The sequence below is a fragment of the Mesorhizobium sp. Mes31 genome, assembly GCF_024519675.1.
Taxonomy (GTDB): Bacteria; Pseudomonadota; Alphaproteobacteria; order Rhizobiales; family Rhizobiaceae; genus Mesorhizobium.
In genome coordinates this window covers 174440-193523 of sequence record NZ_JALJRL010000006.1, presented here as the reverse complement: position 1 = coordinate 193523, position 19084 = coordinate 174440, and the positions used below count along the sequence as shown (strand labels likewise).

Genomic DNA, 19084 nt, shown 5'->3' with positions numbered 1-19084 from the left:
GCAGGAGTCCGCGCATGCGCAAGCTTCTCGTCATCGGCATCGGCGCCGGCAATCCCGACCACATGACCGTGCAGGCCATATCAGGCCTGAACCGTGCCGACGTGCTGTTCATCCCCGACAAGGGCGAGAAGAAGAACGATCTTGCCGAACTGCGACGCCAGATCTGCGACCGCTTCGTCACCAACCCGAAATCACGCCGCGTCGAATTCGACGTGCCGGTGCGCGCCGAGCCGGCGCCCTCCTACCGCTCGACGGTCGACGACTGGCACGACGCGATCGCCGCCATATATGAGAGCCTGATCCGCGACGAGATTGCGGAGGACGGCTGCGGCGCCTTCCTGATCTGGGGCGATCCTTCGCTTTACGATAGCGCGCTGCGTATCCTCGAGCGCGTACGCCAGCGCGGCAATGTCGCCTTCGAGCTTGAAGTGATACCCGGCATCACCGCTGTCCAGGCGCTTGCCGCCAGCCACAAAATGGCGCTGAACCGCATCGGCGATTCCATCTTGATCACCACCGGCCGCAGGCTTGCCGAGAAGGGCTTGGCTGGAAATGCCGGCAGCACAGTCGTCATGCTGGATGGCAAATGCGCCTTCAACACGCTGGATGACAAGGATGTCGTCATCCATTGGGGCGCCTATCTCGGAACGCCGGATGAGATCATCGTCTCCGGCCGCGTGGGCGATGTCGGCGCCGAGATCGCAAAGGTTCGCGAGGAAGCCCGTCGAACCAACGGCTGGATCATGGACACCTATCTGCTGCGCAAGCCCGGCGAGCCGGAAGACAGTTAGTCCCTTTCTGTTTGCGGCATCGCCGGGCTCGGCTCGAAACTCGCCCTGACGCGGTGAATGGCGTGAATTTCGGGTTCGCCCATGGCGACGAGTGGAGCGGACATTCAGGTCCGCGAGCACCGGAAGCGCGGAAATCGCGTCAGGCATCGGGCGCAGTGGAGTTGCACAGGCCTCTTACCCGGCGTCGATTTCGGCCTGCAATGCCTCCATATGCGTCGCAGCCGCCGATGCCGCGGCCCGTTCTATGGCCCTGAAACGGCTGACCACCGCCAGGCCGACCGCCGTCAGTTGCGCGCCGCCACCCTTGCGGCCGCCGGTCTGCGCCGCGACCAGCGGCTTGCCGAACACCCGGTTCATGTCCTCGACCAGGTCCCAGGCGTGCTTGTAGGACATCTCCATGCCGCGCGCGGCTGCCGAGATCGAGCCGAAGGCGGCGATCTGCTCCAGCAACTCGATCTTGCCCGGTCCGATGCGCCCGTCGGGATCGAGATTTATCCGCAAGCTCAGCGACGGCATTCTTGCTCCTCCGCGGTCACGCCCGATCCCATACTAGAAGCTCCACGGCAATACCGCTATTCCAAAAAGACATAGCGATGATCATCCATCCGCCTCGGCGGGCAGGCCGGCGCCGGTATTCGCCCGGTCGAAGCTCACCGTCTTGATCACGGCGAAGACATGCCCCCCGAGCCGCAGCTTCAGTGCATGCCGTGATTGTTCGGTGATGCGGGCCAGCACGGTCGCGCCGTTGCAGTCGATGCCGACCTCGACCGCCGGCCCCTCGCCTGGGCTGATCGCAACAATGGTGCCGGGCAGGATGTTGAGCGCGCTGAGGCCCGCCGGCTGTTCGGTGGCGATCATTACGTCCCGGGCGCGGATGCGAATGCGGATCGGCGCTCCCGCCGGCGCCGCCAGCCGCGGCACCCGGATCTCACCGGCGGCCGATCCAAGCACGGTCATGCCGAAAGTCTCGTCGTGACGCAGCACCCTGGTGTCCAGCACGGCGCCGCCCTCGCCGCGCTCTTCCGCCGGCAACAGGTCGAGCCTTTGCATCACCGCCTCCGTCGGTCCGCTGGCGATGACATTGCCTTGCGCCAGCATCACCACGTCGCTCGCCAGCCGCGCCACCTCGGCGACCGAATGGCTGACATAGACGATCGGGATCTTCGTCTCGTCGCGCAGCCGCTCGATATAGGGCAGGATCTCGGCCTTGCGCGCCTCGTCCAGCGAGGCCAGCGGCTCGTCCATCAGCAGCAGCCGAGGACTGGCAAGCAGCGCCCGGCCGATGGCCACGCGCTGCCTTTCGCCGCCCGAGAGCTTTGCCGGTCGCCTGTCCAGCAGCGGGCCGATGCCGAGCAATTCGACCACGGCGTCCATGTCCGCATAGCGCTCCGCAGCCGGCGTGAACCAGCGACCGTAACGCAGATTGCCGGCCACGCTCATATGCGGAAACAGGCGCGCATCCTGGAACACCATGCCGATGCGGCGCTTGTGCTTCGGCACGAAAATGCCCGCGCCGGTGTCTACGAGCACGCGGCCATCGACCTCGATGCGGCCCTTGCTGGGCCGGATCAGCCCGGCGATCATGTTGATCAGCGTCGTCTTGCCCGATCCCGAGGGTCCGAACAGCGCCGTCAGCCGCCCTGCGCTCTCGAAGCGAACGTCGAGGCTGAAGTCGCCGAGGCTATGCCTGATGTCGACGAGGACCGTCATTCCATGTCCATTCGCCGGCCGACACGCCGCGCCAGCACTTCCGAGGCGACTAGCGCGGCCATCGAGATGACAATGGAGATCAGCGTCAGCCGCAGCGCGCCTTCATCGCCCCCCGGCACCTGCGTGAAGGTGTAGATCGCCGACGGCAAAGTCTGTGTCTCGTTGGGGATGTTGGAAACGAAGGTGATCGTCGCGCCGAACTCGCCCATCGCCTTGGCGAAGGACAGGATGGCGCCGGCGATCAGGCCGGGCATGATCAGTGGCAGCGTGATGGTGGCGAACACCCACAGCGGGTTGGCGCCCAGCGTTCCGGCCGCCGCCTCCATCCTGCGGTCCACCGCTTCGATCGACAGCCGGATTGCCCGCACCATCAGGGGAAAACCCATGACGCCGCAAGCGAGAGCAGCACCTGTCCAGCGAAACGAGAAGACGATGCCGAAATGCTCGGCCAGGAAGGCGCCGGCCGGGCCACGTTTGCCGAAAGTGAGCAGCAGCAGATAGCCGGTGACCACCGGCGGGAGGATCAGTGGCAGATGCACCAGTCCATTGAGCAGCGTCTTGCCCCAGAATTTTGCTCGGGCAAGCAGCAGCGCGATCAGGATGCCCGGCGGCAGGCTGAAAAGCATTGCCACCGTCGCCACCTTGATGGACAGCCGGACCGCATTCCATTCGTCGGGAGTGAGGTCCAGCAGCCAGTTCATATTGCGGTATCAGGCCCTTCTCGAACTCAGTTGCTTGGCGTGAGCACGGTGAAACCCTGATCCTTGAACAGCGCAACGGCCTTGGCCGACTGCAGGCATTTCAGGAAGGCCAGCGTATCCTTGTCCTTCGAATCGGCGATCTGGGCAACCGGATAGATGATCGGCGGATGCGAATCCTCCGGGAAGGTGCCGACCACCTTGACGCCCTTGTCGGCATGCGCGTCGGTGGCATAGACGATGCCGAATGGGGCTTCGCCTGTCGAAACCAGCTTCAGCGCCGCGCGCACATTCTCGGCTTGCGCCACCTTGCCCTCGACCGAGGACCAGACGCCGAGCGATTCCAGCGCGGCCTTGCCGTATTTGCCGGCCGGCACTGCCTTGACGTCGCCCATGGCGAGCTTGCCGTCGCCGATCAGCTTGGCCAGATCGAAGCCCTTCTCGATCCTGGTTTCAACTGTCGAGTCCTTCGGCGCCACCAGCACGATCTCGTTGCCGAGCAGCTTCACCTCGGTGTCCGGCTTGGTCAGCTTCTTGTCGGAGAGATATTTCATCCAGTCGAGGTCGGCCGAGATGAAGACGTCGGCCGGTGCCCCGCCCTCGATCTGCTTGGCCAGCGCCGAGCTTGCGGCGTAGGAAACGGTCGCGGCCTCGCCGACATCGGCCTCGCATGCCTTGTTCACCGCATCGAGCGCATCCTTGAGGCTGGCCGCGGCGAACACGACCACCTTGTCTTGCGCATGCGCGGCCGGCATCACGGCCATCAGCGTCGCCGCAAGACCACCGATCGCAATCGCCCTCAATCCGAAACCTTTGCGCATCAGCATGAAATTCTCCCTGGGTTTGAAATCCGATCGGCTCGAAGCCTGTCAACCGATATATCCGCATGAACATAACAAGGGAAGGCTTTTTGCCCGGCACCTGCATTGTACCGGGATGCCGTCGCGGCCTACGATGGACCGGGTTGGATACAGCGAAAGCAAAGGGAACCGTCCAGTGAAGATCAGCGCCCGCAACATCCTGAAAGGCACCATCGTCGAGATCGTCAAGGGAGCCACCACCTCCCATGTCAGGATCGATATCGGTGGCGCCGTCGTCACCGCCTCGATCACCAACGAGGCCGTCACCGATCTCAAGCTCGAAAAGGGCAAGCAGGCCTATGCCGTGGTCAAGGCCTCGGACGTGATGGTGGGCATCGATTGATCGGTGCCCGATTTCGAGGAGTGAGCCAACCCTGCGGGTTCAGACGGCGATCGGCGCCTTGATTGATGCGTCGGCGACGTAGTTTTCCAGCCGGAAGTCCTCGAAGCGGAAGGCGAACAGGTCCTTCACCGCCGGGTTGATCCACATCGTCGGCAACGTCCTCGGCGTGCGTTGCAGCTGTTCGCGCGCCTGTTCGAAATGGTTTGAGTAGAGATGCGCGTCGCCAAGCGTATGGACGAAATCACCGGGCTTCAGTCCTGTCACTTGCGCCACCATCAGTGTCAGCAAAGCGTAGGAGGCAATGTTGAATGGCACGCCGAGGAAGATATCGGCCGAACGCTGGTAGAGCTGGCACGAAAGCCGGCCCTCGGAGACGTAGAACTGGAACAGGCAGTGGCACGGCGGCAGCGCCATGGCTTCCACCTCGGCCGGGTTCCATGCCGAAACGATCAGTCGGCGCGATTGAGGATTGCGGCGTATCTCCTTGAGAAGGCCCGCGATCTGATCGATCGAGCCGCCATGGCCATCGGGCCAGGAGCGCCACTGCCTGCCATAGACCGGGCCGAGATCGCCATTTTCGTCCGCCCATTCGTCCCAGATCGAAACGCCATGGTCGGTGAGATATTTGATGTTGGTGTCGCCGGCCAGGAACCACAGAAGCTCATGGATGATCGACTTGAGATGCAGCTTCTTGGTGGTCGTGACCGGAAAGCCGCGCCCAAGGTCGAAACGCATCTGGTAGCCGAACACCGAGCGCGTGCCGGTGCCGGTGCGGTCGCCGCGATCGGCGCCGTTTTCCAGCACATGTTGCAAGAGGTCGAGATATTGGCGCATCGGTTCAGGCTCGATTCGGTTGTCCAGCTATCATAGCCGACGGACAGGCTGCGCAACACAATAAAGCAGCGCAAGCCTAGCCCGAAGGCTGCCGGTCCCCAACAACATCATGGGTTGGCGCATTAGCCGCGCCAGCCTCCAGATGTTGACGCGCGATGTCAGAGGGAGCCGAGCTTGCCCAGATCCTTTGCAACCAGATAGTAGAAGGTCACCCGGTTCTTGGTGTTGTCGGCGGCCATCGCCTTGCAGACCTTCTCGATCGCCGCATCGGCCTTCTTGTCGTCTGATATGCCGAGCTTCTTCGATACCCAGCCTGCCTTGACGCGCTCGAGTTCCTTCGGGTCCGTGCAGGACACCAGCGAGGAATCGCGGTTCCTGAGCGCAATGCCCAGATGCTTCACGATCTTGTCGACCACGTCGGCGCTTGCCGCGGCGTCGTATTTCTTCACGTCTGCAAGATAGTCGGCCATCAAAATTCCCCTCGTCGGCGCCACGAATCCGATCGATGAGGGCTGTGGCGCGCTGCTGCAACTTGTGCGCTAGGTCATAACTCCTCACCGCCCGCAAAGCTTCGGTTGAGACCGCGCCCGAGTCAACCCTTTGGAGCAGCGGTTTTGACACGGGGACAAAGTGCCATTGCGGCCTTTCATTTCTTGCGATGCCCCCCTATATTCGGTCTGTCGGCTTGACCGACTATGGCGATAAATGGGCGATGAAATAAGCCGTTCGGACCCGGGGGCGGTACCCGGCGCCTCCACCAAAAGCCGCTGTTCGCGACAGAGCGGTTTTTGCTGGGGGCGAAATAGGATCGACGAAGGTGTAAAGATCGTACTTTTGCCCGGCATGGTACCACCGTTATCGGGCTAAACCTGTAGTTGCAAATGACAACTATGCGGAAGCACGTCTCGCCGCGTAAGCGGTGCGATAGCTTCAATTCAAGCCCTAGAGGTTCGCACTTCTAGGCGGGGTTCGGAGGTACCTGGCAACAGAAACCTCCACTTCTCTCCCTCTCCAATATGCGTCACGCGATGGCAGCTCCCGCTTGCCAGACCTTTGCATCCCCGTGGGCAGCGAAGGCGTTGCGCCGCGTGGCCCCCTTTCCATGGACAAGAGATGCAAAACGATTCCGATCGGTTCTTCGTGCTGACCGGCGGCCCCGGCTCCGGCAAGACCACGTTGCTCGAAGCCTTGCGTCAGGCGGGCTTCGCCACCTCGCTCGAAGCCGGGCGCGGCATCATCCGCGACCAGTCCGCCATAGGCGGGAGCGCCCTGCCCTGGCGCGATCGCGCGCTGTTCGCCGAACTGATGCTGTCGTGGGAGATGCGCTCGTACCAGGTCGCGCGCGGCCTGCCGGGGCCTGTCTTTTTCGACCGCGGCGTGCCGGACACGCTTGGTTATCTCAGGCTGAGCGGACTGCTGGCGCCCCAGCATGTCAGCTCCGCCGCCGGGCGTTTCCGCTACAACCCTCGCGTCTTCGTCGCCCCACCCTGGCCTGACATCTTCGCACAGGACGAGGAGCGCAGGCAGACACTCGACGAGGCCGAGCGCACCTACCACGCGCTGGCCGGCGTCTACACCGAACTGGGATATGAATTGGTCCCGCTGCCATTGGCGCCGGTCGAGGCACGGCTGCGTTTCGTGCTGGCCGAGGCAGGATTGGCCCAGGCATGAAAAAGGCCGGGCATGCCCGGCCTTTTGGTGTCCATGTGGCGATTGCCTACTCCGCCGGCGCTTCGACGGCTTCGCGCGAACGGCCGAGCGTGACCTTGGCCAGCGTGAACGAGATCACCGCGCAGAGCGTGATGCCCGCCACCATCGGCAGCGGCGTGCCGTCGAAGAACACGCCGGCGACGCCCATGGCGACCGCGCCGATGGCAAAGTGCAGCGTGCCCATCAGCGCCGAAGCCGTACCGGCGATCTCGCCATGCTCTTCCATCGCCAGCACCGAGGTCGTCGGAATGACCAGACCGAGGAAGCCGTAGCCGATGAACAGCAATGCCGCCATCACGTCGAGCCGGTCGACGCCGGTCGCCATCACCGCGAACAGCACCACCATCGTCGTCGCGTAGCCGGTCACCGCCACGCGCACCACGCGCCGCAGCCCGAACCGCTCGGCCAGCAGTCCCGTCAACTGCGACATGCCGATGAAGGCCACCGCATTGATCGAGAAGAACACGCTGTAGACCGAAGGCGACAGCCCGTAATGGTCGATCAGGATGAAGGATGAACTCGACAGGTAGACGAAGAAGCTGGCAATGCCGAAACCGGCGATCGCCACCAGACCGAGGAAGTTGCGGTCGCCCATCAGCAAGCGGTAGCCGGACAGCGCGGTGCCGAAGGAGGAACCGACACGGTCCTCGACCGGCCGTGTCTCCCTGAGCGAGGTCGCCAGAAGGATGGTGGCCAGTGCCGCCCCACCCGTCACCGTCCAGAACACGGCGCGCCAGCCGAAATTCTCGATGATCTGGCTGCCGGTCAGCGGCGCCAGGATCGGCGACACCGAAAACACCAGCATCAAGAGCGACATCAGCTTGGCGGCCTCGGTGCCGGTGTGCAGGTCACGCACGATGGCGCGCGGAACGGCCATACCGGCGCTGGCGCCAAGGCCTTGCAGGAAGCGGAAAGCGATCAGCCATTCGATGGTCGGCGCCATTGCCGAACCGATGCCGCCAGCCATGAACAGCGCAAGACCGCCATAGAGCGGCAGCTTGCGGCCGACCATGTCAGAGATCGGCCCGACGACGATCTGGCCGAAGCCCATCGACAGGAAGAAGATCAACAGGCTCATCTGCACGGCAGCGGTGCCGGCGTGCAGATCCGCGCCGATCGATGGCAATGCGGGAAGATACATGTCGATTGCGAATGGGCCGATGGCGGACAACAGGCCGAGCACGACCGCAATGCGGAGGAATTTGGGACTCATGATAAAGGCTTCTTTCGAATCTGGTTGCCGCCGCCAGGCGACGTCTAACCCTAGGACGTTCCATCCCGTGAGTTCCCGACTCTCCAGGAGCGAATTCCATTCGTCTCTCCGGGCCGAAATCTCTTTGTATCGTGTCCACAAATTTAGACACTCTTGTCTAAATCGTCAATCACCTCTATATAGCTTTTCATGAGATTGAGCGTTTCTCCTGACACTTTCCCGCCACGCGGCCACGAGGCCAAGCGCCTGTCGATCGTCGATGCCGCCGCCGGGGTATTCTGCCGCGAAGGCTTCGCCGGCGCCAACATCGACCTGATCGCCGCCGAAGCCGGGGTCTCGCGCCAGACCATCTATAATCATCATGGCGACAAGGAAAAACTGTTCGTTGCCGTGGTGCGCGACCTCACCGAGCGCTGCAATGCCGGCATCTTCGCCACCATCGCCACCTTCCCCGACCAGCCGAAGGATTTCGAGGCTGATCTCATCGGCTTTGCCGTGCGTCTGAACCAGAACTGCATCTGCAACCGCGATGGAAAATTCCTGCGCAAGCTGATCCAGACCGAAGGCGAACGCTACCCCGAACTGTTTGCCGAGTGGCGCGAACAGGGCCCTGGCCGGACATGGCCGGCAATGGCCGCCCGCTTCGCCCGCCTCGCCTATGGTGGGTACCTCGCGATCGAGGATCCAGACGTGGCGGCGCGCCAGTTCCTCGGCCTCGTCAATGCCGAACTGCAGACCACCTTCATGCTCGGCGGCACGCCGCGCGAGGAGGAAGTGCTGCAATCCGCGACAAATGGCGTGCGCACTTTCCTGCGCGCCTTTGGCAAGCGCCGGTCTGCCGCCTCGGTGGAAAAGCAAAGCGCTCTTGCCAGCGCCTGAGCGATCAAAATCGTCGGCAATAGTCCTCGCTTCGGCGCGACGGTGATCTATATCAGGTTTACGCCGCCCTCAAGCTTGATTACAGCTATGCGGACGATTCAACGGAACCCGACCGCCACATGGCCGACGACCACATCCGCTACGACATTCTGGCCCAGGAGGCGTTGCGCGGCGTCATGCGCAAGGTCTTGGCCGAGGTCGCGCGCACCGGCCTCCCCGGCAACCATCACTTCTTCATCACCTTTCTGACCGGCGCACCGGGCGTGCGCGTGTCTTCGCGGCTGCGCGAGCGTTACCCGGAGCAGATGACCATCGTCATCCAGTTCCAGTATTGGGACCTCAAGGTGACCGACACCGGATTCGAAGTCGGCCTGTCCTTCTCCGACGTGCCGGAGAAACTCGAAATCCCGTTCTCGGCCGTGCGCGGTTTCTACGATCCGTCGGTCAATTTCGAGCTCGAGTTCGACGTCAAGACCGATGTCGTGGCGGCCGACGAGCCAGCCGCCCAAGCCTCGCCTGAGCCGTTGACCATCGTTTCCGAGAAAAAGCCGAAAGCCGAGAAGAAGGCCACCGCCGAGTCGGAGAAGAAACCCGCGACCGCCGACGCCGCCACCAAGGGCGCCGATGTGGTCTCGCTCGACGCCTTCCGCAAGAAATAGGCCCGCGGGTTCGCGCTGTGGCCGACATCGTCAATCTCCGCCAGGCCCGCAAGCAGAAGGCGCGGGACGAGAAGGTGCGCGTCGCCGAGCAGAACCGGGCATTGCATGGCCGTTCCAAGGCAGAGAAGCAACGCGACCGCCTGATCGCCGACAAGAGCGACAAATTCGTTGCCGGCCACCGCCGGGAAAAGCCCGGCGAACCGAGCCAACGGTGAGCGCGGTGGGAAAGCGCTCGGTGACCATTCGCGGCCACCGCACCAGCTATTCGCTCGAAAAACCCTTCTATGACGATCTCGTGGCGATCGCGGCGACCAGAAAGCTGACGCTCGCCGCTCTTGTCGCCGAAGTGGACGAGACGCGGCCCCGCGACACCAACCTGTCCTCGGCTCTCCGGCTCCACGTCCTGGAGTGGGCGAAGCGCGGAACCGCTTCCTGGAGCTAGAGCATCATCCCGAAAAGTGGAATCCGGTTTTCGGGAAAGATCATGCTCAAACAAAGACATAGAGCCCCATCCCGATTCCATCGGGATGGAACAGGCTCTAGAGGCTCTCGGCCGCCTCTTGCTTTTTCCTGCGTCTGGTGCCGAAGCCAAGCAAGGCCGCGCGGTCGCGCTCCTCGGCCTGTTTCCTGGACCGCACGCGCATCAGATCCTTCCAGCCGACATAGCCGACCAGTTGCAAGCCTTCACGGGTGACGACGGGCAGATGAGACACGTTGGCCATCAGCAATTTGTCTGAGAGACCTTCCAGATACTCATCCGGATAGGCCAGCGTGACCTTGCTGCCGGCCAGCAACGCGCCAAGCGTCGTGGTGCGGTGCGTGCCGGCGCGTCGCCAGCGCAGGATCGCCGGCGGATCGATGAGGCCGAGCACATGCCCGTTCTCGTCGACCACGGGAAAGCTCGGATGCCGCGTTTCCGGCGCGGTCAGGAATGCCGCGGCGCCATGCAGCGTCATCGCCGCCGGCACACTCTCGACCTCGGAGGTCATCACCTCGCGCACCCTGGTCAGAGCGAAGGGATCGACGCGATACTCGCGAACCAGATGGTGTCCCCTTCTGGCGATCTTCTCGGTCAGGATCGAACGCTTCATCAAGAGCACTGTGACCGCGTGCGCCGCGGCACAGGCAGCGATCAGCGGCACCAGCATGTGCGTATTGCCGGTCAGTTCGACGGCAAAGAAGGTTGCGGTCAGCGGCGCCCGCATGGTGCCGCCCATCGTGGCGGCCATCGCCAGCAGCGCCCAGAAGCCCGGATCCGCCGCCGGCAGAACGCCAGCGAGCACCGCCCCCATCGCACCGCCCATGATCAGCAGCGGCGCCAGCACGCCTCCGGATGTTCCCGAGCCGAGCGCAACCGACCAGATGATGGCCTTCACCACCAAGAGGATGAGTGCCGCGGTGGCGACCGTGCGGCCATCCAGCATGTCGGCGATGTTGTCATAGCCGACGCCGAGCGCCTGCGGTTCGATCAGCCCGCCTATGCCGACCACCAGACCGCCAATCATTGGCCACCACATCCAGTGGATGGGCAGCTTCTGGAAGCCGTCCTCGCAGGCATAGACCATCTGCGTCAGCAGCCCCGACAACAGGCCGGCCGCAACGCCGATCGCCACCCAGCCGGCAAGGCCGACAAAGGAAACTTCCATGCCACCCTGAAACGGAAAGATCGGGCCAGGCAGATGCAGCATGGTGCGCTCCACCTCGGCAATGATCGCCGCCACCGCCACGGGGATGAAGCTGCGCGGCGTCCATTCGAAGAGCAGCAGTTCGACCGCCAGCATGATGGCGGCGATCGGTGTCCCGAACACGGTGGTCATGCCCGCCGCCGCACCCGCCACCAGAAGCGTCTTGCGTTCATTGTCGCTGACCGGCAGCATCTGCGCAATCAGCGAGCCGATCGCCCCGCCGGTCATGATGATCGGGCCCTCGGCGCCGAATGGGCCGCCGGAGCCGATCGAGATCGCCGACGACAGCGGCTTCAGGATCGCAACCTTGGCGTCGAGCTTGGAACGCCCGAGCAGGATCGCCTCGATGGCCTCGGGAATGCCGTGGCCGCGTATTTTCTCGCTGCCGAAGCGCGCCATCAGGCCGATGATCAGCGCGCCGATCACCGGGACGATGACGGCGGCAAGCCCGAGCGGTGTGTCCCGCAGCTTCAGATCGGCGAGCGAAAACTGGCCGAAATAAGCAATGTTGGTGGCCAGACGGATCAGCTTCAAAAGCGCGATGCCGGCAAACAGCCCCGCCGTGGCGACCACGACGGCTATTGCCGCGATGAACAACACCCTGGCGTCCGTGGTGAAATCCCTGAGATGACCGGGATTGGAATGATGGGTCTTCATGGGGGTGGCTTTCTGGCGGCGGCCGGATCTCGGATCTGCGGCACGGCGGAAGCGGCCAGCCGGGTTGTCGGTGGCTATGTATCGTAACACGATATAAATATTCAAGCAGGTTTCGCTCGAAATCCGTTTGAGCTTTCGCGGAAAACGAACAAATGTCAGGTATGACGCAGCCGCACAAACCACGCCCCGCCATCAGGCAGTCCGACTACCAGCGGCTGTCCGAGTTTCGCTACCTGATCCGCCGTTTCCTCGAATTCAGCCAGTTGCAGGCGGAAGATGCCGGCCTGACGCCGCGCCAGCATCAGGCGCTGCTGGCGATCAAGGGTTTCCCGGGCGGCGGACCGGTGGCGATTGGCGATCTGGCGGAGCGCCTGCGCATCCGCCATCACAGCGCCGTCGAGCTGGTCAACCGTCTCGGCGAGGCAGGACTGGTCGCGCGGGATCAGGACAAGGACGACCATCGCCGTGTGCTGCTGCGGCTGACCGAGCGCGCCGACGATTGCCTGGCCGAATTGTCGGCCGCGCATCTCGACGAGCTTTCACGCATCGAACCCATGCTGAAGCGCCTGCTCGTCCACGAGTGACACGAATTATTTCCCGGTGCCCGAATCCTTTGGCCTCACGATAACGTCTCGAAGATGAGCAGCCTCCAAGGCGCAGGACACCCAAAGGAACAACTGAGATGAAACGCCACCTGATACGCTACAAGACGAAGCCGGAGCGGGCCGACGAGAACGAGCGGCTGGTCAAGGCCGTCTTCCAGGAGCTGCGGGACAAATCGCCGGACGGCGTTCGCTATATGACTTGGCGATCCGACGACGGCACTTTTGTGCACCTGGTCGAGACGGAAACCGAGGCCCATGCCGACATCATCACCGGGCTGGCGGCATTCGAGGCCTTTCAGAACGGCATCAGGGATCGCTGCAGCGAACGTCCGCATCGCGAGGAGATGACCGTGGTGGGCCATTATCGGATGCTGGACGAGTAGTCGCGGGTAGAACGACGTCACGAAACGGCAGGCGCATGAACATCCCTGGCGAAATCCGCGAGCCTTTTGATCGTCTGTTCGGCGAAATGCGCCCCAAATTGCACCGCTACTGCGCCCGCATGACGGGCTCGGTCGTCGATGGCGAGGACGTGTTGCAGGAGGCGCTGGCCAAGGCGGTCGAGGCTTTGCCCGACGCCGGCCCGATCGCCAACCCGGAAGGCTGGCTGTTCCGCATCGCGCACAATGCGGCGCTCGATTTCCTGCGTCGTCGCGCCCGTGAAAAGGCCTTTTCCGATGAGGACCTGGACATGATCGTCGATCCGGTAAACCCCACCGTCGACCGTCAGGCCGCGGCCGCCGGCCTGCATACCTTCATGCGCCTTCCCGTCGCGCAGCGAAGCAGCGTCATCATGATGGACGTTCTGGGCTATTCGCTGCAGGAGATCGGCACTGTGCTCGACACCAGCATTCCCGCCATCAAGGCGGCGCTGCACCGAGGCCGCGGCCGGCTGCGCCAGCTCGCCGATGAACCCGACGACCGCCCTCCTCCCAGGCTCAGTGCGGCTGAACGTCTGCTGCTCGACGCCTATGTCGATCGCTTCAACGCCCGCGACTTCGACGCGGTGCGCGACATGCTAGCGGATGAAGTGCGACTGGAACTGGTGGCCCGGACGCGGCTCGCCGGGCGCAAGGAGGTCGGCACCTACTTCCACAATTATTCCAGGGTCCAGGATTGGCGTTTCGTGCCGGGTTTTGTCGAGGACAGGCCGGCGGTCCTTGTCCGCGATCGCGACGATCCGGCGGCGCGGCCATCCTATTTCGTACTGCTGGGATGGCAGGCCGGCAAGCTCTTGACCATCCGCGATTTTCGACACGCCCGCTACGTCGCGGACGGCGCCGAAATGTCCATCCTCTGAAGCGTTCTGCCCGATGGCAGCAGTCCGCGCTACTGCAACGACTTCAACAGATTGTCGATCGTGAACGGATTGGGCTTCGGCTTGGCCGGCGGCGGATTATCGTTGGCCTCCGGCAGCGGCGCTCGCTCGACTTTCGGTGCCTGTTCCGCCGCCTTGCGCTCAGCCTCGAGCCTGGCCTTCTCTTGCGAGGCAGTGCGCATCGCCTCTTCCGCCTTCTGGCGCTCCTGCTCGGCTTGCGCCTTGGCCGCTTCGTCGGCGGCTTGTTGCTCGGCCGCGGCCTTCGCGTCAGCATCCGCCAATGCTTTGGCTTCCGCATCGGCCTTCGCCTTTGCATCCGCTTCTGCCTGGGCCTTTGCCTCCGCTTCAGCCTTCGCCTTGGCGTCGGCTTCGGCCTTCGCCTTGGCGTCGGCTTCGGCTTTCAGGCGCGCTGCTTCCTCCTGCCTGCGCAGTTCCTCGGCCGCCTTGTCGCGCGCGTCCTGCAGCGCCGCGTAGTAGCGCACTTCGCGCCGAAGCCGCTGCTTTTCGAGCAATGCTGCCTGCATCGCTTCGACGCGTTGTTGCTCCTTTTCCAGCGCGCGCTGGGTCAGGAACTGCGCCAGCGGCTCGCTGTCGAACTGCCGTTTCACGGCGCCGATCGGGCCTTCGGCGGTGAAATTCACGATTGGTTCGGAGCCGACCAGCGCCTCGTCGCCGGGCCGATAGGTGACTGCTCCCTTGGCCGAAACAGTATTGGTGTTGAGATCCGCCGTGATGTCGGCGGACAAGGTCGCCGCCGGATTCTCCAGGCTGATCGGCGGCACCCTCAGCGTGCCGCCGGCAACCGTGAAGGCGACGTCGATATCCTTCGCGGCAAAGCTGCCATCGGCGGCGATCTGCGGCGCGAAGCCGGCGGTCTTGGCCGCGTCGATGTCGCGCCCGATCGCATCGGCCTTGGCAAGGAACGCGCTGAACGCATCTGGATTGACGCCGGCGACCCGCAAGCTCTTCAGCGTCGCCGTGCCGGAACCGGACAGGGCCGCCACCATCGCATCGACTGACTTGCCGCTGGTCGACAGCGCCGTCGAAAAATCACCATTGCCTGTGATGCCGGCATCCGGCAGCACGGTCGCGAGATCGGCGCCCGCCAGTTTCATCTGGCCGGTGAAAAGTCCGGTGCCATCAGTGTTCTTCAGTTCGAACAGGCCGGTCAGCGCACCGCCAAGGAATTTCGCCTTCAGATCCGAAACGCGGATGCCTTCCTGGTCGAGCTTGAGCGAAAACGCGGCATCGTAGGCAGCGGCGAACGGCCCGGCGGCAAGCGCCGCCGTCGTCAGATCGAGTTCGGCGGTGAACGGCAGGCTGGATTTCTGGCTGAAGGGGGCGGCCGGCCACGCGCCACCCTTGTCACTGGCACCCTTGTCGACGAGGAAAGCCGAATCGCCGAACAGCGCCACCGCCATCGGATCGAAGTCGAGTTCGTCGAGCGCCAGTGCGCCGGCCAGATGCGGCACGCCATCCTTGACATCGACATTGACGTCGCCGGACACCGCCGCCTCGTTGATGGCGCCGCTGAGGCCGTCCAGCACCAGCAGGCCGTTGCCATAGTCACCCTGCGCCGCCAGTGATGTCGACATGCCCGCCCCCATGCCGGGAAGCCCGATGCCGGTCGTCATCAGCCACGGCTCGATGTCGGCGGCATCGAGGCTGAGCTTGCCCTTGGCGACCGGTCCTTGCGCCGTATCGGCGATCGTCCCCTCGAAACCGGCCTTGAAGTCGTTGCCGGAGAGGCTGAAACTCGTCGCAAGGCCGCCGCCAAGCGTACCCTTGGCCGAAATATCCGTGCTGGCCTCACCCAGCATGCCGAGCGGCAGCGCCGGCAGGCCGTAGAGCGCCAGCAGCGCGGTTGCGTCGGGATTCCTGGCATTGAAGGTCAGCGCCATCGGCGCTTCGAGAAGCCTGTCCAGCGCTCCCTTTCCCGAAAGCGACGCCGAAAATGCCGAGCCGCCGGCCTTGCCCTGGCCACTCACCGCCAGGCCCGTGGTGCCATCGCCATTGTCGGCGGCACTCGCCACGAGATCGACGCGCGCATCCTGGAACAGTTCTGGATAGGCGGAAGCCCGGCTCGCCAGCCCCTTCAGCACGGCATTGTCGGGATAGTGCTGGGCGGCAACGTCGATCAGCGGCTTCAGATCGACGGCGACCACCGATGCGTCGAGCTTGCCGGTCGGGCTCGCCGGAAAGTCCTTGACCCTGCCAGTGGCGCTGATCGAGGCACCGGCCAGCCCGCCCACCGAAAGCCGGTCGATTTCGAGCAGCCCGTCGCGCAGCCTGAGCGCCGTGTCGACCGTGTCGGCGGTCAGGCCACCGGCGCTGACCGGCCCTGCCCTGATCTGGAAGTCGAGGTCGCGGTCGGAAAAGCGGTTGGCGCCCTTGTCGCTGACGAAGATCGAGGCGAAGGCCGCCAGCCCGTCGACATCGAGTTCGCCGCCTTCGAGCCGCATCAGCACGGACGGCTTGGCGTCGTCGGGCTGGCTGGAATCAATGCGGCCGGAGAACTTCGCCTTGCCGAGGATCAGCTCGAGATCGCTGAAGGCCTGACGCTTTTCCGAAAGGTCGACCTTGGCCTTGAAGCCGGCGGCGGGCAAACGGCGGATCGCCTCGTCGACATCCTTCGACAGCCAGGCGGCAAAGCCGGAAGGTTGCGCCACCGCCAGCAGCAGCGAGCCGGTGAAACCGAAATGATCCTCGACGCTGAGCATGCCGTTGGCTTCCAGCGTGGTTCGCCCGGGCAAGGTCGCGGCGAGTGATTTCACCGACCAGCCGCCATCGGTCGGCTCGGCGGAAAGATGCACGTCGCGCACCGTGGTGTCGCCGGCCACCACCGCCGGCAGCTTGACCTCGACAGTGCCGGGTATGGTCGGCTTCGGCAGGTCGCGCAATGCTTGCTCCAGCCCGGCAATGCGCTGATCCAGTGTCAGCCCTGCGCCGGCCTCGGCCCCCACGGCCTCGTCGAACTGCACCTGCGCGCCACTGGCCTCGATGGCGAAGCTCGGCTTCAGCCCGAGATCGATCGAAGCCTTGCCATCGGCGGTGTAGGGATTGTCCAGCGGTCCCGTCTCGAAACGGAATTCATCGACACCGAGCTTCTGGTGGTCGAGCGAAAACTTGCCGTTCAGCCGAAAGCCCGGATCGGGCTTGCCGGCGCTGACCTTCACCGTCGCGCCATCGGTGCCGCGCAGCTCCGCGCTGGTCTTGTCGGCGCTGTTCTTGTCGGCGCCGGAGATTTTGAACTGGCCGGAATAGACGGCAGCGCCGTTGACGATGCCGGCATTGCCGTCGGTCTCGATCACCAGCGGATAGGCATCTGGATCGGCTTTCAGCCGAAGCCGCATCTGCCCGCTGCCTTCGGCCTTGCCGGTGGAAGCGGCAATGGCCGTGCGCAACCCGTCCAGCCGTAATGTGCCGTCCATGCGCCATGGCCCGGCCAACGACTTGGCCGAGATGGTCGAATTGATCTCCGACATGAGATGGCTACGCCCGCCCGCGGCATGGCGCAGTTCGATCTGCCCTTCCGTCACCGTCAGCTTCTCGATCGAGATCTGGTTGAGGTCGAAGGGCGAGGACGGCCGCATCGCCCAGTCGACGGTGCCGTCATTGGCGATGTCGATGGTCGCTTTCGGCCGCACCAGCCGCATGTCGAAGATCAGCACCTCGCCGCGCAGGAAGGGTGCCAGCTCGGCATCCATCGAAAACGTCTCGACGGTCATCGCCGGCTGGCCTTCGGGGCCGCCGGCGACGGCGACGTTGGAGAAGGTCACCGAGGGGAACGGCAACAGCCGCGCCGTTGCATCCCCCTGCACGGTCACCTTGCGGCCGAGAATGGCGCTCGCCTCGCGCTCGAACTCGGCGCGGTAGCCGGTCCAGTCGATAAAGTACGGCCCCACCAGCGCCGCACACAGCACCAGCACGAACAGGCCACCAAAGATCACGAACAGGCGTGCGAGCATCAGCTCCGAACGGGTTGATTGAAATTCAGCCGCACTCTACCCGCATCCGCGTGTCGATAAAGAGGCAATTCATCCGCTGTTGCGTCATCTCTGATGATCTGAAACAAATCCTGGAAAATGCGGAGAATTTCGGATGTCGGGCAAGAATTGGGACCGGGTGCCGATTGATGCGCAGAGCGTCGACGCCCCGCTGTCGCTGTCGGCGGTCTTTCTGGTTGTCACCGTCGCCGGCGGACAGAACGCTCTCGCCAGGGTCGCCTCGGTGCTCGGCGGGCTTGACGATCTCGTCAAGACTGTCGGGTTCCGCGATCTTTCCGGCCGGCTGTCATGCATTGCAGGCATCGGCCGCGACTTCTGGGATCGTCTCTCATCCGGCCGGCGGCCATTGGAGCTGAAACCGTTCGCGCCGATCAAGGGAGCGGTTCATTCGGCCCCCTCGACGGCGGGCGACCTTCTCTTCCACATCCGCTCCGAACGTCCCGACATGTGCTTCGAGTTCGAGCGCATTCTGCTCGACAACCTCGGGGACGCCGTGACGGTCGTCGACGAAGTCTCGGGCTTTCGCTATTTCGATGCCCGCGACCTGCTCGGCTTTGTCGACGGCACGGCCAACCCGACCGGCCTCGATCTGCCCGCCTCGGCGCTCGTCGGCGATGAAGATGCCGACTTCGCCGGCGGCAGCTATGTCGTCGTCCAGAAATATCTGCACGATCTCAATGCGTGGGCGCGCATTCCAACGCCGCTGCAGGAGGCGATCATCGGCCGCACCAAGATCGACAACATCGAGATCGACGATGACGACGCCCCGCGCAAATCGCACAAGTCGCTGGCCACCATCGAGGATGCCGACGGCAATGAATACGACATTTTGCGAGACAACATGCCGTTCGGCAGGCCCGGGCAGAATGAGTTCGGCACCTACTTCATCGGCTATAGCAGGTATCTCTGGGTGATCGAGAAGATGCTGCAGCGCATGTATGTCGGCGACCCGCCGGGCGCCTACGACCGGCTGCTCGATGTCTCGACGCCGCAGACCGGCACGACGTTCTTCGCTCCGACCCGCCCAATGTTGCAGACACTTGCTAAGGGCGTGCAGGAAGAGCCTGCGGCCGCGAGGTAGAAAGCCGAGATGGTCAGCCTGCGAACCGGCTGCG

20 protein-coding genes and 1 other RNA gene are annotated in these 19084 nt (G+C 63.9%); 12 read left to right on the top strand and 9 right to left on the bottom strand.

Annotated features, from left to right (window positions below; all coding sequences use genetic code 11):
- The first annotated feature begins 14 nt into the window (after positions 1-14).
- A complete protein-coding gene (gene cobF / locus NR193_RS12730) occupies positions 15-791 on the top strand; it encodes a precorrin-6A synthase (deacetylating) (protein WP_256751178.1) in 777 nt (258 codons plus the stop codon).
- Between the two features lie 174 nt (positions 792-965).
- Here cobF and NR193_RS12725 read toward each other — a convergent pair whose 3' ends face one another.
- From NR193_RS12725 to modA, 4 genes are all read right to left on the bottom strand, one after another.
- Positions 966-1307: a winged helix-turn-helix domain-containing protein gene (locus NR193_RS12725; protein WP_256751177.1), complete on the bottom strand. Its 342-nt coding sequence runs from the start codon at positions 1305-1307 to the stop codon at positions 966-968.
- Between the two features lie 81 nt (positions 1308-1388).
- Positions 1389-2501 (bottom strand): molybdenum ABC transporter ATP-binding protein, encoded by a 1113-nt coding sequence (gene modC, locus NR193_RS12720; protein ID WP_256751176.1) that lies wholly within the window; start codon positions 2499-2501, stop codon positions 1389-1391.
- Positions 2498-3202, bottom strand: a complete 705-nt coding sequence (gene modB / locus NR193_RS12715) for a molybdate ABC transporter permease subunit (protein WP_256751175.1) — start codon at positions 3200-3202, stop codon at positions 2498-2500. Before modB ends, modC begins: the two co-directional genes overlap by 4 nt.
- A gap of 26 nt (positions 3203-3228) precedes the next feature.
- A complete protein-coding gene (gene modA, locus NR193_RS12710) occupies positions 3229-4026 on the bottom strand; it encodes a molybdate ABC transporter substrate-binding protein (RefSeq protein ID WP_256751174.1) in 798 nt (265 codons plus the stop codon).
- A gap of 169 nt (positions 4027-4195) precedes the next feature.
- On the opposite strand from modA, the gene NR193_RS12705 reads away from it, so the two are divergent.
- The gene (locus NR193_RS12705; RefSeq protein WP_256751173.1) at positions 4196-4402 is read left to right on the top strand and encodes a molybdopterin-binding protein; all 207 of its coding nucleotides are present in this window, start codon (positions 4196-4198) and stop codon (positions 4400-4402) included.
- A 39-nt stretch (positions 4403-4441) separates the two neighbouring features.
- Here the strand turns inward: NR193_RS12705 and NR193_RS12700 are convergent, their stop codons facing one another.
- Positions 4442-5236, bottom strand: coding sequence for a thymidylate synthase (locus NR193_RS12700; RefSeq protein WP_256751172.1), 795 nt, complete (start codon positions 5234-5236; stop codon positions 4442-4444).
- Positions 5237-5394: 158 nt separating this feature from the next.
- Positions 5395-5706, bottom strand: a complete 312-nt coding sequence (locus NR193_RS12695) for a DUF2853 family protein (RefSeq protein WP_256751171.1) — start codon at positions 5704-5706, stop codon at positions 5395-5397.
- Between the two features lie 170 nt (positions 5707-5876).
- Here NR193_RS12695 and ssrA point away from each other — a divergent pair.
- Positions 5877-6236, top strand: a transfer-messenger RNA (tmRNA) gene (ssrA, locus tag NR193_RS12690).
- Between the two features lie 113 nt (positions 6237-6349).
- Entirely contained in the window at positions 6350-6907 is a 558-nt protein-coding gene (locus tag NR193_RS12685) for an AAA family ATPase (protein ID WP_256751170.1), read from the top strand.
- A gap of 46 nt (positions 6908-6953) precedes the next feature.
- Here the strand turns inward: NR193_RS12685 and NR193_RS12680 are convergent, their stop codons facing one another.
- Complete coding sequence (locus NR193_RS12680) at positions 6954-8159, bottom strand: multidrug effflux MFS transporter (RefSeq protein WP_256751169.1); 1206 nt, start codon at positions 8157-8159, stop codon at positions 6954-6956.
- A gap of 189 nt (positions 8160-8348) precedes the next feature.
- Between NR193_RS12680 and NR193_RS12675 the strand changes: the two genes are divergently transcribed.
- The 4 genes from NR193_RS12675 to NR193_RS12660 all read left to right on the top strand — a co-directional run bounded on the left by NR193_RS12675 (position 8349) and on the right by NR193_RS12660 (position 10139).
- On the top strand, positions 8349-9038 hold the full coding sequence (locus NR193_RS12675) for a TetR/AcrR family transcriptional regulator (protein WP_256751168.1): 690 nt from the start codon (positions 8349-8351) through the stop codon (positions 9036-9038).
- A gap of 119 nt (positions 9039-9157) precedes the next feature.
- Positions 9158-9697, top strand: a complete 540-nt coding sequence (locus tag NR193_RS12670) for an SspB family protein (RefSeq protein WP_256751167.1) — start codon at positions 9158-9160, stop codon at positions 9695-9697.
- Between the two features lie 17 nt (positions 9698-9714).
- Entirely contained in the window at positions 9715-9912 is a 198-nt protein-coding gene (locus NR193_RS12665; RefSeq protein WP_256751166.1) for a DUF4169 family protein, read from the top strand.
- Positions 9909-10139: a ribbon-helix-helix domain-containing protein gene (locus tag NR193_RS12660; protein ID WP_256751165.1), complete on the top strand. Its 231-nt coding sequence runs from the start codon at positions 9909-9911 to the stop codon at positions 10137-10139. Before NR193_RS12665 ends, NR193_RS12660 begins: the two co-directional genes overlap by 4 nt.
- Positions 10140-10236: 97 nt before the next feature.
- Here NR193_RS12660 and NR193_RS12655 read toward each other — a convergent pair whose 3' ends face one another.
- Positions 10237-12039 (bottom strand): chloride channel protein, encoded by a 1803-nt coding sequence (locus NR193_RS12655; RefSeq protein WP_256751164.1) that lies wholly within the window; start codon positions 12037-12039, stop codon positions 10237-10239.
- A gap of 152 nt (positions 12040-12191) precedes the next feature.
- Here NR193_RS12655 and NR193_RS12650 point away from each other — a divergent pair, with 152 nt between their 5' ends.
- The 3 genes from NR193_RS12650 to NR193_RS12640 all read left to right on the top strand — a co-directional run bounded on the left by NR193_RS12650 (position 12192) and on the right by NR193_RS12640 (position 13944).
- The gene (locus tag NR193_RS12650; protein WP_256751163.1) at positions 12192-12623 is read left to right on the top strand and encodes a MarR family winged helix-turn-helix transcriptional regulator; all 432 of its coding nucleotides are present in this window, start codon (positions 12192-12194) and stop codon (positions 12621-12623) included.
- A 98-nt stretch (positions 12624-12721) separates the two neighbouring features.
- The gene (locus tag NR193_RS12645) at positions 12722-13027 is read left to right on the top strand and encodes a hypothetical protein (RefSeq protein WP_256751162.1); all 306 of its coding nucleotides are present in this window, start codon (positions 12722-12724) and stop codon (positions 13025-13027) included.
- A gap of 35 nt (positions 13028-13062) precedes the next feature.
- Entirely contained in the window at positions 13063-13944 is an 882-nt protein-coding gene (locus NR193_RS12640) for a sigma-70 family RNA polymerase sigma factor (RefSeq protein WP_256751161.1), read from the top strand.
- A gap of 29 nt (positions 13945-13973) precedes the next feature.
- Here NR193_RS12640 and NR193_RS12635 read toward each other — a convergent pair whose 3' ends face one another.
- A complete protein-coding gene (locus NR193_RS12635; RefSeq protein WP_256751160.1) occupies positions 13974-17930 on the bottom strand; it encodes an AsmA-like C-terminal region-containing protein in 3957 nt (1318 codons plus the stop codon).
- A 133-nt stretch (positions 17931-18063) separates the two neighbouring features.
- On the opposite strand from NR193_RS12635, the gene NR193_RS12630 reads away from it, so the two are divergent.
- Positions 18064-19050 (top strand): Dyp-type peroxidase, encoded by a 987-nt coding sequence (locus tag NR193_RS12630; RefSeq protein ID WP_256751159.1) that lies wholly within the window; start codon positions 18064-18066, stop codon positions 19048-19050.
- Positions 19051-19084: the final 34 nt, after the last annotated feature.